Consider the following 15,485-nt stretch of genomic DNA (forward strand, 5'->3'; position numbering starts at 1 on the left):
ATAGGTGTAGTGCGTGGGGGAGAATGATGTCCGCTGCTCTGCACCGTTTAATATAAAATTAAGTAAAAACGCCCTAAGTCATTAAAATATACTAAATTGAATGTGAAAATTTGCACGATGAAAAATAAAGGATTAACTTTACATTCACAAACGAAAAAAACACACCAAAGGCATCAACTCTGATTATAGAAAAATGCACATTTCGTAATTATTACTGGAAATTCTGATTTTTCAACCCATGTATCTTCTCTTTCCGTCGAGGCTTGGATTCCGGCTATCGTTGTCATGCGGCGTCAGTCCGTTTCGCGTGGCGGGCATTCTCTCCCCCCCCCCGATAGAAATCATGGATGGGAAAAGATGATAATAATGTCCTTCGGCATATTCTTGCTGACTCCTTTATCGTGATTTGAAAGCACATTCTGTTCCAATCTGTAATTTTTAGTACCTCCATTCTCCGTTCGATTATAGCTGGCTCGTGCAGTCTGGCTTGTTGTATGCGGAGCTGTGTCATGGCGGCCGAAATTTTGAATGGAAAAGACCTCTACACACACACACTCCTCATTGCCAATCAACGTAAAGAAACATAATTTCTGACACTATTCAAAAAATTGCATGAACGAAATCTTAATTTATTATTATTGAAACACAACATGAAAGACTTAATCGTAAGTCGTAGTCAAAGGCTGCGTAACCTCTCCTTTGCCTCGCAATGGAAAACAATGCTTCTCCTGTTGGTGCTCTGTGTGGGATTTAATGCCGACGCTCAGGAGCTCACCGTCACCGGTACGGTGACCGACAGCACCGAAGAACCTATGATTGGGGCTACCGTTCAGATTGACGGCACTAAAAATGTGGTCGTGACAGATCTCGATGGTAATTTTACCCTTAAAAATGTTGCTCCCAACGCTACTCTCGTAGTATCCTACATCGGTTATAAGACCGAAAAAATCGCTGTCAACGGCCAGTCTACAATAAATGTTGTACTGACTGAGGATTCCGAAGCCCTTGACGAAGTTGTGGTTATCGGTTATGGCGGAACCCGCGCCCGTCGCGACCTTACCGGCTCGGTCGGTTCGGTTTCGGGCACAAAGCTTGCCGCTGTCCCCGTGACATCTGCTGCTGTCGCCCTTCAGGGTAAGGTGGCCGGTGTGCAGGTGACTACCGTCGACGGCCAGCCGGGCGCTGATATCAACATCCGCGTGCGCGGTGCGACATCCGTCACCCAGTCAAACGACCCTCTTTATATCGTCGACGGCTTCCAGACCGATAACATCAATGATATTCCTCCTTCCGACATCCAGTCGATTGACATCCTCAAGGATGCCTCGCTCACAGCCATTTATGGTGCGAAGGGTGGTAACGGTGTCGTTATCGTGACCACAAAATCGGCTCAGGAAGGAAAGACCCAAGTGTCGTTCAATGCACAGGGGTCGGTCAGCCATATCTCAAAGAAGCTCGACCTGATGAATTCATATGATTTTGTAAACTATCAGTGGGACTATGCTACGGGCCACTCGACCCGCAACACACAGACCCGTCTGTTCCGCTACAATTTCGGAAATCCTCAGGACATGGATCTCTACCGTCAGGCCCGCACCCACGACTGGCAGGATGAGGTCATGGGCAACACACCATTCTCATATACCGCAAACGTGTCGATAGGCGGCGGAAACGACAAGACACGCTACAATGTCTCGATCACTCAGTCTGACGACGAAGGTATAATCATGAACACCGGTGTGCGCCGTACCAACATCCTCACCAAGCTTCAGACCAAGCTCCTTCCCAACCTCACCCTCCAATACAACCCCAAGATGTCTTACCGACGTGACGAGGGCGCAGGTGGCGACAACGTGGGTACAGGCGGTATCATAGATGTGCTCCGCTATCGCCCGACCAATGGCATACGCGAACGCGACGGCGCATGGTGGCCGGCCGAGACAATCGACCCCGATCAGGAAAAAATCTTTGAATACACCAATCCTGTGAGCGATATCCGCACAAATGTGCGCAAGCGTCACAGCTACACCATCGCAAATCAGGCCTCTCTCGAATGGAAACCAATCGACGGTCTGACACTGCGCACCGAAGGTGTCTACACCATACGTTTCCGTGACGACAAGCGTTTCTGGGGACGTCACACTGCCGAAGGCAAGAAAAACAACTCGAATCCCGTGGCCTCAATCGAAAAGGAACAGACCAATTCATACACTTGGACCACAACCGCTTCGTATGACTGGGATATAAAGGACAAACACAATTTCTATGCCCTTGCAGGTTTCGAGCTTTACCACCGTCAGTCGGAATCGACCTATCAGAAGAACCGTTATTTCCCTGATAATATCTCGGCCGACAAGGCGCTCAACAACATGGGACTCGGCTCGCCCTACCAGTCGACTTCCGAACTCGGAACACCAAACCGCACCACCTCATACTTCGGTCAGCTCAACTACAACTATGACCATAAGTATCTCTTCTCGGCCACATTCCGTGCCGACGGTTCATCGATGTTCGCTCCCGGCCACCAGTGGGGCTACTTCCCCTCGGTTTCAGGCGCATGGGTGATTTCAAGTGAAGACTTCATGAAAGATTTCACATGGCTCACCGAACTCAAGCTCCGTGCTGCCATCGGTAAGGCAGGCAACAATAACATTGATGCCGATATGTGGCGCTACCTCTATAAGACCAACACATCCGGCGGTCCTGCCTTCGGTGAAACCGGCGGTGCTAACGACGGACTCCTCTGGTATGGTCCTGACAAGTACCTTCCCAATCCCGACCTGAAGTGGGAGACAACCCTCACGCGCAACCTTGCGTTGGATATCGCTCTCTTCAACGGACGTCTCCGCATCACCCCTGAATACTACTGGAACACCACTTCCGACCTTATCTATAAAGCCGATATACTTTCGACTGTAGGTTACACTCAGCAGTTCCAGAACATCGGACAGGTGACCAACCGTGGTTTCGAAATCGCTATCAGCGGCGACATTCTCCGTGGCAAGGACTACTCGCTCTCAGCCAATTTCAACCTTGGCGCAAACAAGATGGTGGTCGACAAGCTTACCGGCGACAACAAGTATCTCTACGAGACACACAACCGCTCTAAGGACGGAGGCTACAACTACCGCCTTGAAGTCGGCGGCGAAGTCGGCCTGCTCTACGGATTCGTCTACGACGGTCTCTACTCTACAGATGAGTTTGACTACGATGTGCCCAAGGCTACCTACTATCCCAAACCCGGAACTGTCAGCATGGACAACATCTTTGACAACTCCCAGTCAGGTGCTCCGACGCTTCCCGGTAAGCCCAAGTTCAAGGATCTCAACGGCGACGGAGTGATTGACGACAATGACCGCACAGTCATCGGACGCACTACTCCCAAGCTTCAGGGCGGCTTCGGTCTCTCAGGCCAGTGGAAGAACTTCGATTTCAATGCAAACTTCACCTATTTCCTTGATTTCGATGTCTACAATGCCACAGCCTACTATCTCTCGTCGTCGATCGACAACAAGAACAACTTCAAGAACGTGCTCAGCTCATTCACCAACCGCTGGCGTTATGCCGAAGGGTCTGAATGTCTCTATGGCAACACATGGATGCAGGGAGCTTATGACCGCTATCTTGAAATGAACGAAGGCCAGACCCGCTGGAATCCGATGGATCTCAACAAGGATGTGACTATGAGCTATTTCGTAGAGGACGGATCTTTCCTCCGCTGTACTGACATAACCCTCGGCTATAACCTGCCGCAGAATCTCATAACAAAGGCCGGCATGTCGAAGCTCCGCTTCTATGCCTCTGTCACCAACCCCTTCATCCTCACCGGCTACACCGGCTATGACCCTGAAGTTGACGTGCAGAGCGGTCTCACTCCTTCTTTCGACTTCAACCGCTATCCCCGTAGCCGCAGCTATGTGTTCGGTCTGAATGTCACATTCTAAACACAAAATCGATAATACCTCTTTTTTAGACAAAAGAAAAAATGAAATTACGCAATATATTTTTGACCGGTCTTTCAGCATTGGCGCTCGCTTCCTGTTCGGACTATCTTGATGTGGACGCCCCGTCAAAGAATCCGCCGGAATATGTGTTCTCTGACAAGAAGGAGATGCGCAATGCCCTCAACGGAGTCTATGCGGCTATGCTGACAAACGACTCCTACGGACAGAATTTCATCGAGAAACTTTCATTCAACACCGATGTCGAATTCAAGATTCTTGACAGTGAATTTGCCTCTTCGTCAGCCTATCAGCGCTATGAATGCGACCCCGACGGTGGTGATATCAAGAAGGCATGGGACGCCCTCTATACCGGCATCGAACGTGCAAACATGCTCATTGACGGTATCATAAACTCCGACATCTACGATGAGGATGATTCCGAGCTTATGCAGATGCTCGGAGAGGTTAAAGTGCTCCGCTCGATATTCTATCATGACCTCGTGTGGTATTTCGGCGATGTTCCCTATTCGCTGTTGCCATCCTACAAGAACCCTTCGAAAATCTATGACATCGGCGACCGCACCGAGATTCTTACCGACCTTATCGAAGACCTCAAGGGCATAGCCTCTAAGATGCAGCTTTCGACCGCACAGTCATTTTCCGACGGTCCGCAGCGTATCTCCAAAGACATGGCTTGGGCTATGATAGCCCGTCTGTCCATGACTGCCGGAGGCTATTCCCTCCGCCCCGAAGGCGGTGAGTTCGGGACGATGAAGCGCCCCGACAACTACAAGGAATTCTACGCAACGGCTGCCGAGTATTGCGACTCCGTCGTGCAGCGTACATCGCATACTCTTTCGAAGCAGTATCATGAAGTGTTTGTCGGAAACTGTAACTATGACTACACCCCCGGCGACGACATTATCTGGGAAATTCCCTTCGGCACTCTCTCTTCGGGCAACATCGGCTATATCCACGGCCCGAAGATGGACAACCAGAGCGGTGTGACCAACCATGCTTGGGGCAAGGCATCGAGCTCGGCGCAGCTCAATGCGCTCTACCGCTTCCTCTTCGATGAGGACGACGTTCGCCGTGACTTCGTAAACCAGCTGTTCGGCTACAACAATCAGGGCGAGGCCCAGCTCAACAACGGACGCACGAACTACAACGGCAAATGGTCGAAACTCTGGAATAAGAACGGTCTCGGTTCGGCTACCGAAGGCAACACGGGCTTCAATTTCCCCTACATGCGTTATGCCGATGTGCTCCTGATGTCGGCTGAGGCTGAGAATGAAATCAACGGACGTCCGACTCAGAAGGCCATCGAACGCTACGAGCAGGTGAGACAGCGTGCATTCCCCGGAAATTCAGCTAAGGTGACCTATACCGGCGACATGAACAAGGAAGCCTTCCTTAAAGCCGTCCTCGACGAACGCAAGTTTGAATTTGCAGGCGAGAACATGCGCTGGCGCGACCTTGTCCGCAACAACATGCTTGGCGAACAGCTCTACTGGACTTTCTTCCGCTACTATGCGGCCGCCGACCGTGGCAGTGGTTATGACAGTCCTGTCGGTGAATATGATTTCGGTAACGGAAGCGTCTATGACACCAAATGGATGAACTCGCTCTATTATGTCAACAATGCTCCTAACGATAATTACTATTCTTTCGACAAGTTCCCGCAGGCATCGCCCAATGTGAGAGTGGTCTACATTGTCAATCCCTACCGTCTCCCCGAATCAGGTGATGAAAAAATCAAGATAAAGGTCGATGGAAAAGACCAGCAGGTCGCACGTGCCGACTACATGAACTGGTTTGATGAGAACACCTCTCGCCCGACGGCTCATTTCTGCTATTCTCTGCGTGGCTACATCTATTGTGATGCGAAGAGCGGCAGCATCCTTATCAACGATAATGGCAACTATGTCGGCGCTCCCGACCCGTCGGTTTTCCCGTCGGCTGCCGACCTGCCCGCTGTGCGCTATATCCTCCCGTATCCGCGTTCGGTCATCACCCGCTCTCAGGGTAAGTATGTCAACCAGTACGGCTACAGATAATACATCCCATACAACCTGAATCTAAAGAATAGAGATTGTCTGAAAAACGATGACATTTCTCTGACCTATCATTAAAATAATATAATCTTTTTTTAGACAATCTCTAAAATCATCAAATACTAAAATGAAGAAGACATTATTATATTGCCTGACTGCCATCTTTGCGCTCGGATTCGCTTCTTGTAAGGAGGATGAAATCATGGGACCGGCCAACCCGGCCGAGGACTATGACCGCATGCCGATGACAATGTTCCGGCTCAAAGAAAACACCAATGTCGACGACGACCCTTATGGAATGAGAGTCCTCACGGACGAACTCAACTCTGTGGTGCTCGCATGGTATGGCGTTGCGGATGCAGCCGGCTATGAAATAAAATTCGGACCTGAAGCCGGCCTGACATCAGGCAAGGAAGAGGACTGGACTAATCCTGACCGTCTCTATCAGTGGGAGGACGGAAAGTATTCAAAGATAGTTCCTGCCGATCAGCTCACACTTCGTATCGACGATCTCGAATATGAACAGGGCTACCGTTTCGCAATCCGCGTGCTTCATCCCGATGGAAACGAGGCTCACCATTCCAAATGGTATGGCATGGGCAACGGCCGCGAATGGGCCGAACAGGCCGGATTGGTGACTGAGCCGCGCTACACTACTCCAAAGATGGTCAAGGCTGAAATTTCTGAAAGCAACGATGCTTTTATCGTGACTCTCAACATCAATGTGATTGACCATGTCAAGGAAGTGGCTACAAAGGAGTCGGAATATCAGTCGGTTTTCGAAGATTTCCAAAAGAACTTCGACTTTGTCTCTGACGGAACTCAGAATGACATGAACACAGCCAAGTTTAAGGTCGACAAGCTTGTCATAACTCCATCGAAGGACACTCCTGATGCGACAATCGATTCGCAGTGGCTCGATTATCAGCTTCAGCCAACAGATTTCAAGGATGGTGTGGCTACTTTCAGGGTCGGAGGCCTTACGATGAACGCCAAATATGAGATCAATGCCGTAAATGAGTCTAAACCGGCCATCGTCGATGCCCGCTACAACTCTATCAGCAAGCCTATCTACGGAACACCCGGCGAGCCTATCGTCATCGAACATAAAGTCTGGTCAAAAGACCCCATCCCCGGAGCTGTGGCCTATGACGCTTCTCCTCTCGACACAATCATCGGTAACTTCGCAAACAATGTGCGTCTTGCCGAAGGTCAGATATTCTATCTTGAAGGTGGTAAATCATACTACTTCTATGAGAACCCTGTGATAGCTAAAGGCTTCACCCTCGCGACAAATCCCGCTGACGTGGCTGCCGGAAAGCGTGCCAAGGTCTACATGGGCGGTATCGGTATGCGTCTTGATGAGTATGGCGCTGAAACAGCCGAGCTTAATACTGCGAACTTCATGTTTGGCCGTCAGCGTCAGGCAGGCGAATCTGACTTCCCGATTGAAGTAGGCTCTGTGGTGTTTGAGAACATTGACTTTGACTGTCCCCTTGCAACTAACTTCGGCCATCAGGAAACCGGCGTGGCTTCTGCTACAGGAAACTATTTCGCCAACATGTATTCCGACGGTATGGAAGTTGTGTTCGAGTCGCTTGAAGTGCGCAACTGCTCTTTCCAGCGTATGGTCCGCGGTTTCCTCCGCGTGCAGGGCAAGAAGGACAAGACCTTCAAGAAGATTGTGGTTGACGGCAATCTTTTCTACAACTGCGGTTACTTCGACAATAACGGTCGTGGATACGCATGGATTGCAGGTGACGGTGCGAAGACAACATCCAACATCTTCTGTGATTTCTCATGGACCAACAACACAATGTATGATTCACCCCGTACAGCTCTTATCTCAGACAACGACAAGGATCTCAACTATGCCGACAACGTAAAGTGGAACATCCGCATCGAAGGCAATACTTTTATCAACTTCTCGACACGTTCGTCTGGCCGTAACTTCTTCCAGACCCGCTATGTCCCCGGAGGTTCATACTATTCCTTCCAGCGCAATCTCATAGTCATCGCCCGAGATGAAGCCGACACCCGTTCGATTTATCAGACCGGTGCTGACATCCGCACAATCAAGGGCAACGGAGAGTTCTCGTTCAGAGTCAAGGACAACTATTCGGTAGGTTGTCAGGACTCTCACGACAAGGACGACAAGATTTTCACCGGTTCACAGTTCTCCAATGCCAAGAACTCGTTCGGTTCTCTGACATGGAATCCGGGCAACCTCGGCGAGAAGGATGATCTTAAGGTCAAGGCTCTCACCGATGACAATGGCAAAGTGCTCCGCGCGACGGATCTCTTCACCAGCCCCAATCCTCCCTACACGGCTTATGATGCCTCAAAGCCCAATCCAAAGGACCATGAAGCACCTGCCGATATCTACAACGCTCTGCGCTACAAGACCATCCCCTCGGTAATTGTCGAAAAGAACATCGGCGACCCGCGTTGGCGCAATTGAGGCGCGGTGTCAGAATCGTGACAAATATAGAATCGATCCATGGCAAAACTGTTCCTCTGACAGTCTGCTCTTCTCTCAGGCAGCCTGTCACTCTCCCCTCCGGTCTCCGCTCCACAAGGGCGGAGGCCGTTATTTTTTCTGATAGACTCTGACGTAGTCTATCTCGTAGACAAACGGAAGCATTGAATCGTCTATCTCTCCTCCGGCATCGCCGCCCATCGCAAGATTGACTATAATGTAGAGCGGTCTCGTAAACGGATTTATATGCCTGCCGAACGATCCGTTGACAGTTTCGCTGAGCTTGACTTCATTAAGCAGTTCGTCGTCGACATAGAGTTTGATTTCTTTTTCATCCCAGTCCATACGCCACACATGGAATTTCTCTTTCCAGTCAGGGTCTTTTTCAGTGAAATGTGAAAGAGGAAGCCTGACCATATCCCATTTCGGGACGAGCTGTTTGTCTGTTCCCCAGCATGCGTTTGCGAGCAAGTGTGGCTCGCCGTTCACCGGGTAGCATTCCATCATGTCGATTTCACCGCACGACGGCCATTGCAATCCTGTGCCGTGAAGCCATATCGCAGGCCACGCGCCTCCGCCCACAGGAATTTTGGCCCGCACTTCAAATCTTCCATACTTGAATTCTTTCTTCTTCAGCGTTGTGAGCGACGATGAGGTGTATGGCTTCTGCGGGTCGTCGGTCTTCTTTCCCTCGATGACAAGGACTCCGTCGCGGCACACGGCATTGTCTTTCTGATACCATTGGGCTTCGTGGTTACGGATATACCCGTGTTCGAAATTCCATGCAGTCGAGTCAGGTGCGCCGTCATAGTCGAACTCGTCGCTCCACACCAGCTCCCATTCTCCGTTCGTGTCGGTATTGTCGTTTGCTCTCATGCCGATTGACGGAATTATGGCTGAAAGCATCAGTGCGAGAAAAAAAGTCTTCATTTTTCAGAGATTTTATAGTTTTTAAAATAGTCAAAATGCGGACGTTTGATTCATCCCTACAGTTATAAACAAACGAAACATGGTTTATGTGTCAAAAAAAATGCGCCTGCTCATGTCGAATGAGAGGCGCATTTTTTTGCGGTATTAATTGTTTAATCGTCGTTTATTAGGCTTTCGGCTCTTCCGGATTCGATTTCTTGCGTCCGCGTTTGCATTTTTGAGCTGCTTCAGCTTTTTTTGCTTTTGCCTTAGGCCCTCTTTTGGCGGGAGCATCTTTTTCATCCGCATTCTCGCGCAGCAGGTGCTCTTCGTTGAAATGCTCGATGTTCTTGCGCATTGATTCAGCCTCCTTGTTGAGCACTTCGATTTCACGCTCCTGATTGCGGATTGTGGTGAGAAGCGAGCTGAGTTCTTCGTTGTCAATGCTCATCGGGTACTGCTCTTCGACGCGCACGATGAAGTCGGCGAGGACGTTCATGTAGTTGGTGAAAGCGTCAAACGGAGTGTCGTAGGGTGAGAACTGCGAGTGAACGGCTCCGTCGGCCATGCTTTTGGTCGACATGTAGTAGAAGTGGTCGGCGCTTTGCAGACGCTCCCAGTCCTGCTTGAGGCGACGGTCTTCGCAGAGGCGCACACGCTCGCTGACAGAGTAGAGCTTGTTGAAAGCCTCGTTCTGAAGCTTGTTGCCGAGCCATGCCGAGGTGTCGCGGGCTTCGTCGGCCCATGAAATCGGATGGAGCACCGAAAGTTCGGCCACTGGTTTGAGCTTGCTGATGGCGGTGGTAGGAGTCCAGAACTCGATGCCCTTATCCGCTGCGAAGCGGGGGAGTGCTTCAAGGAACTGGAAGATACCGGTCTCGCGGGGCTGGAAGTCACCAAACACTTCAAGGTTCATGAAGAGGTTGATAATCTGTTCCTCGGCGGGAGTCGATGCGATCCAGTCGATATACTTGTCGGCGGTGAGAGGATACTCGTCCCAAGCTGTATTGGAGAAGCGGCTGGCGATATCGTCGGAGAACTTGTCGTTTTTAAGCAGAATCTTCAACGAGGGGGCGGATGCGGCTGAATATACGTAGTTGGGCGACTTCCAGCCAAGTATGTGCTTGGCGCCTTCGGTGATAACGCCATTATAGCCCATGGCAAGAATCTGGGGAGCCATCTCGTCGCAGTAGATAAGCTCGGTGTTGCGGAACACTTTGGGCTTCTGGCCGAAGAGACGCATGAGCTTGGTGTCGTGGTTACGAACCTGATTGGCAAATTCTTCGGGGTCGGCCAGCGATGCGAGCGAGTGTGAGTTGGTTTCTGCAAGGAACTCCACACAACCTGTGTCGGCGAGCTTCTTGAGCAGGTCTATGAACTCGGGAACATAGGTCTCAAACTGTTCGAGGGCTGTACCGGTGATGGAGATGGCACACTTGAATGCGCCCTTTGATTCCTCAATCATTTTGAGGAGGCTCTCTGCGGCAGGGATGTAGCTGCGCTCGGCGATGCGGGTGATGATATCGTCGTTGGCGAAATCGTCATAGTAATAGTGGTCGTTGCCTATGTCGAAGAAGCGGTATCTTTTCAGACGGAATGGTTGATGAATCTGAAAATAAAAACAAATTGCTTTCATGATTAATTGTCTGTATGTGGTTTTGACAGGCGTAGTTCTTTTTTTGCTATTGGTCAGTCAACGCCCCTATTTGTTTAACACCTTATTATATATGTCGATAACTTTGCGTCCGGCCTTGTCCCATGTGATCTGGTTGACTTCGGCAAGACCGTCCTCGCGCAATTGCTGGTACATTGCGGGATAGGTCACGATCGAATTGATGGCATCGGCCATCGCATCGATGTCCCAGTAGTCGGTCTTGATGACGTTGGTCAGGATTTCGGCACATCCGCTCTGCTTGGAGATGATCGACGGCACTCCCATCTGCATTGCCTCAAGTGGCGAGATGCCGAATGGTTCTGATACGGAAGGCATGATGTAGACATCCGATGCCTTTAGCATCTCGTAGACTTGGCTGCCGCGCTGGAATCCGGGGAAGTGGAAACGGTCGGCGATGCCGCGTTCGGCGGCCAGAAGAATCATCTTGTTCATCATGTCGCCGCTGCCGGCCATGACGAAGCGCACGTTGTGGTTGTTTTTGAGGACTTTGGCTGCTGCCTCGACAAAATATTCCGGACCTTTCTGCATGGTGATTCGGCCGAGGAAAGTGACCACCTTCTCCTTGCTCTTGTGTTCGGGCACATTGAGCTGTTCCGGTGTCAGCGGTGTCACTGCGTTGTGGACAGTGGTCACCTTTGCCGGATTGATGCCATAGTTGTTGATGACGGTGTCGCGTGTGAGATTCGACACACAGATGATGTGGTCGGCGTGGTTCATGCCGTCTTTCTCAATGCCGAACACCGTCGGGTTAGGTTTACCGCGTGAGCGGTCAAACTCCGTCGCGTGTACGTGGATGACCAGAGGCTTGCCCGACACCTGTTTTGCGTGGATACCGGCCGGATAGGTGAGCCAGTCATGCGAGTGGATGATGTCGAAGTCAATTGTGCGTGCGATTACGCCGGCACATATCGAATAGTTGTTGATTTCCTCGACAAGATTGTCGGGGTAGCGTCCCGAAAATTCGATACATCCGAGGTCGTTGGTGCGCATATAGTTGAAGTCGGCATAGATATGGTCGCGCAGACGGTAGTAGAAATCGGGATTCATCACATTGCCGATGCGGTCGCGCACATAGTCGTAGTTTACATCGCGCCAGACGATGGGGACCTGCGACATGCCGATGATGTTGGCGAAGTGTTTTTCCTCGTCGCCGAACGGCTTGGGTATGACAAAGGTGATATCCATGTCGCCACACTCCCACATACCCTTAGTGAGACCGTAGCTGGCAGTTCCGAGACCGCCGAGGATGTGAGGGGGGAATTCCCACCCGAACATTAATGCTTTCATGGGGTTGTGAGGATTAGTCCATTATGAATTTTTTAAGTGTGGTGAGTGTGCGGAGCACTTCGGCCACATTGGTGACATGGCTGATGGCGCCACGTCCGGTGTAGGGCGGGTTGGCATCGTAGAGCTGCGAGAGCGAACCGATGCAGCCGTTGCTCATCTCGTCCTCGAAGCCTATGAGCATGCGGTCGATGTAGTTGACACCGCTCATACCGAACACCTTGAGATAGGCATCCGAGTAAAATCCCATGAGCCAAGGACGCGCCGGGCCGTTGTGGAGGGCCATTTCGCGCTCCTCGGGTGAGCCGAGATAGCAGGGATGGTAGCCATAGCTCTTCGGCGAAAGGGTGCGCAGGCCTTTGGGGGTGAGAAGCTCGCGGGTCACGATGTCGAGCACCTTTTTGCGCTGGCGGCGGTCAAGCGGTGAGTAGTCGAGGCCGATTGCTATCGCCATGTTAGGTCTGACGGAAGGATCGGCATACGTGCCGTTGACATAGTCATATAGATAGCCGTAGTCGTTGAGGAAGGTGTTGACGAAGGGTTGTGCCATGCGTTCGGCCATCGCGCCATACTTCTCCTCGTCGGGTGTGCCTTCTGAAAGCTTTGATGCAAATATGAGTGCGTTATACCAGAGTGCGTTGAATTCGACAAGCAGCCCGGTGCGTGCCACGATCGGACGTCCTCCGAGCGAGGCGTTCATCCATGACATGGGTTTTTCATTTCCGTCGGTGACGAGCATGCCGTTGCCGTCGACTTTTATGAACGGATGGTTCTGCCCGATGATATAGTCGAGAATCTGGCGCACGACCGGGAGATATTTGTCCTTTGCATCGTCGCGTCCATAGGCCTTTGCATATTGCTGCACTGCCCATATGGCCCACAGTGAGATGTCGGGGAGGTCGATGCCGATTATTCGCTTGTCGGTCTCGCCGGTGGCCATGAAGTGGCGCAGGGCGCTGAGTGCGGTGTCGGCGATGCGTTCGAAATCTTCGCGGTGGTTGATGGCGATGGTAGCGCCCGGAAGGGCCATGAATGTGTTGCGTGCGAGAATCTTTCCCCAAGGATAACCGGAGAGGAGATACATGCCGTCCTTCTCGTTGAGATAACACTGCTTCACGGCGTTCTTCAGACAGTTGAAGAACGATGAGCGGCATGTGCGGTGGGCGATTTCGCTCTCATACATCTTGGCGAGCGACTTGGGCTCGATTTCGCTCAGACCGGCCGAGAAGATGATTGACTCGCCTTTCTTGATGGGAATTTCGAAATAGCCCGGGACCCAGAGGTCTTCGCAGTATGGCACTCCGCGTTCGAGGTCCTTGACATACTCGAAACCGTTATACCAGTTTGGCTCGTAGGTCCATGTCGGTTTGTTGCTGAACTGCATGAAGAGGCGTGGATAGCCGGGATAGAGACAGGCCGAGACTCCGTTTTGGATTTCAGGAATAGTCTGGTCGATTGCATTGTTGGCGACACAGAGCTCGTTTGCGTCGCGGAATGCGAGTACCGGGCGGAATCTCAGTGTTGTCGGGGAGTGTGCTTCGACGAGTGTGTAGCGGATAAGGATGCGGTTCTCGTTTGAAATAAAGATTTTTTCTTTAGTGAGAATTACTCCACCGACGCGATAAGTGGTGCGGGGCACGCTTTCGCAGTCATACTCGCGGATGTACTTGTGTCCGTTCGGGCTCATGACACCGCCACGGTAGCGATGGAGAGCCAGATTGAAGGGAGCTCCATGCTGATAGACCGTAAGGTCGAGAGACGACAGCATGACATGCCACGAATTGCCGAGCTCCGGCACAGGGACTACAAGAAGTCCGTGTTGCTTGCGTGTGTTGCAGTCAACTATCGTTGTGCAGTGATAAGCCCCCGATTGATTTGTTCGGAGCATTTCTTTAGGCAGTGATTGCTCCAAGTTAATCATGAGGTTTTTATCAAATTTAAGATAGCTCATGTAAGGGGTATTATTTTATTGATTGTTAGATTGCTGTTGGACGATATTAGAATTGAAGCGGCTCCGGTAGGTATATAGGTTGAGAAGAGTCTGCGGGGTCGTTATTTAAGTCACGAATTTATGCTTTTATTCCGACAAAAGCAAACTTTGACGCTAAAATTTATTTGATGTGCCGTAAATGTGCTGACCGATTATGTTTCACAACATAATTATGCTGTTTTAGCATGTTTGTTGCATACGAAAAGCCCCGGAATGACGCTATGAACGTCTTCCCGGGGATATTTCGTTTGTAAGAATTGTTACGCGTTTGGATAAGCGGATTCTCGATTATTTGAGAACGTCCTTAACAGCGTCGTTGGGAACCATCTGTTCCTGGAAGGTGTAAGCACCGGTCTTCGCCGACTTAACGACCTTGATGACCTTGCTATAAGTGCGGCCTTCGCCTTTTTGCAGAGATGCAACGGTTTTCTTTGCCATGAGTCAGTGAATTATTTAATTTCTTTGTGTACAGTAACTTTCTTGAGGATGGGGTTGTATTTCTTCAACTCCAGACGCTCGGTAGTGTTCTTGCGGTTCTTCGTTGTGATGTAACGAGAAGTGCCGGGCATGCCAGATGCCTTGTGTTCGGTGCATTCGAGGATGACCTGAACGCGATTGCCTTTAGCTTTCTTTGCCATCTTCTTATAAAATGTCTAAGTATTTGATTTCAGTTATATAACCCTTTGCGGCTGCTTCTTTGATAGCAGCGTCAAGACCCTTCTTGTTGATGGTGCGAAGGCCTGCGGCTGAAATGGTAAGGGTGATCCAAGCTTGCTCCTCAACCCAGAAGAATTTCTTGTTGAAGAGATTTACATCAAACTTGCGCTTTGTGCGACGCTTTGAGTGCGACACATTGTTGCCCACCATTGCTTTCTTGCCTGTGATCTGACAAATTTTTGACATGGCTGTTGGTTTTTATCTCTTTGTTATTAATTATATAAGTCACAACGCTTTGTGGCCGCCATCTCCCTTCTCATATCAGGGCAAAGTGCATCATTCAAAGCCCTTTTTCAAGGATGTGCCACAAAACTCGGCTGCAAAGTTAAGAAATAATTCCCTCTTGGCCAAAGTTTTTTTGCTCTTTTTAGTTATGACTCCAATATTGTCCTAAATAATTTTTGAGTGCTACTCAACGTGCAGAGGCATCAGC

The 15,485-nt window shown here is 50.5% G+C and carries 10 protein-coding genes; 3 read left to right on the forward strand and 7 right to left on the reverse strand.

What is annotated here, in order from left to right:
* Positions 1-719 precede the first annotated feature (719 nt).
* The 3 genes from QZ311_RS10590 to QZ311_RS10600 all read left to right on the forward strand — a co-directional run bounded on the left by QZ311_RS10590 (position 720) and on the right by QZ311_RS10600 (position 8,459).
* Complete coding sequence (locus QZ311_RS10590; protein ID WP_297067630.1) at positions 720-3,944, forward strand: TonB-dependent receptor; 3,225 nt, start codon at positions 720-722, stop codon at positions 3,942-3,944.
* 41 nt (positions 3,945-3,985) lie between these two features.
* Entirely contained in the window at positions 3,986-6,001 is a 2,016-nt protein-coding gene (locus QZ311_RS10595; RefSeq protein ID WP_297067596.1) for a RagB/SusD family nutrient uptake outer membrane protein, read from the forward strand.
* 124 nt (positions 6,002-6,125) lie between these two features.
* Positions 6,126-8,459, forward strand: a complete 2,334-nt coding sequence (locus QZ311_RS10600) for a hypothetical protein (RefSeq protein WP_297067599.1) — start codon at positions 6,126-6,128, stop codon at positions 8,457-8,459.
* Positions 8,460-8,588: 129 nt separating this feature from the next.
* On the opposite strand, the gene QZ311_RS10605 is transcribed toward QZ311_RS10600, so the two are convergent.
* The 7 genes from QZ311_RS10605 to rpmB all read right to left on the reverse strand — a co-directional run bounded on the left by QZ311_RS10605 (position 8,589) and on the right by rpmB (position 15,238).
* The gene (locus QZ311_RS10605; protein WP_297067632.1) at positions 8,589-9,353 is read right to left on the reverse strand and encodes a glycoside hydrolase family 16 protein; all 765 of its coding nucleotides are present in this window, start codon (positions 9,351-9,353) and stop codon (positions 8,589-8,591) included.
* Positions 9,354-9,573: 220 nt separating this feature from the next.
* Positions 9,574-11,022 (reverse strand): glycoside hydrolase family 57 protein, encoded by a 1,449-nt coding sequence (locus QZ311_RS10610; protein WP_297067601.1) that lies wholly within the window; start codon positions 11,020-11,022, stop codon positions 9,574-9,576.
* 66 nt (positions 11,023-11,088) lie between these two features.
* A complete protein-coding gene (locus tag QZ311_RS10615; RefSeq protein WP_297067602.1) occupies positions 11,089-12,348 on the reverse strand; it encodes a glycosyltransferase family 4 protein in 1,260 nt (419 codons plus the stop codon).
* Between the two features lie 13 nt (positions 12,349-12,361).
* Positions 12,362-14,296 carry a glycogen debranching enzyme N-terminal domain-containing protein gene (locus QZ311_RS10620; protein ID WP_297067604.1) on the reverse strand — a complete coding sequence of 645 codons (1,935 nt, stop codon included), beginning with the start codon at positions 14,294-14,296 and terminating at the stop codon, positions 12,362-12,364.
* Between the two features lie 327 nt (positions 14,297-14,623).
* The gene (locus tag QZ311_RS10625; protein WP_107033240.1) at positions 14,624-14,773 is read right to left on the reverse strand and encodes a DUF4295 domain-containing protein; all 150 of its coding nucleotides are present in this window, start codon (positions 14,771-14,773) and stop codon (positions 14,624-14,626) included.
* An 11-nt stretch (positions 14,774-14,784) separates the two neighbouring features.
* Positions 14,785-14,973, reverse strand: coding sequence for a 50S ribosomal protein L33 (rpmG, locus tag QZ311_RS10630; RefSeq protein WP_107033239.1), 189 nt, complete (start codon positions 14,971-14,973; stop codon positions 14,785-14,787).
* Between the two features lie 4 nt (positions 14,974-14,977).
* A complete protein-coding gene (gene rpmB, locus QZ311_RS10635) occupies positions 14,978-15,238 on the reverse strand; it encodes a 50S ribosomal protein L28 (RefSeq protein ID WP_123614065.1) in 261 nt (86 codons plus the stop codon).
* Between the last annotated feature and the right edge of the window lie 247 nt (positions 15,239-15,485).

The sequence above is a fragment of the uncultured Duncaniella sp. genome (assembly GCF_910578445.1).
Lineage (GTDB): Bacteria > Bacteroidota > Bacteroidia > Bacteroidales > Muribaculaceae > Duncaniella.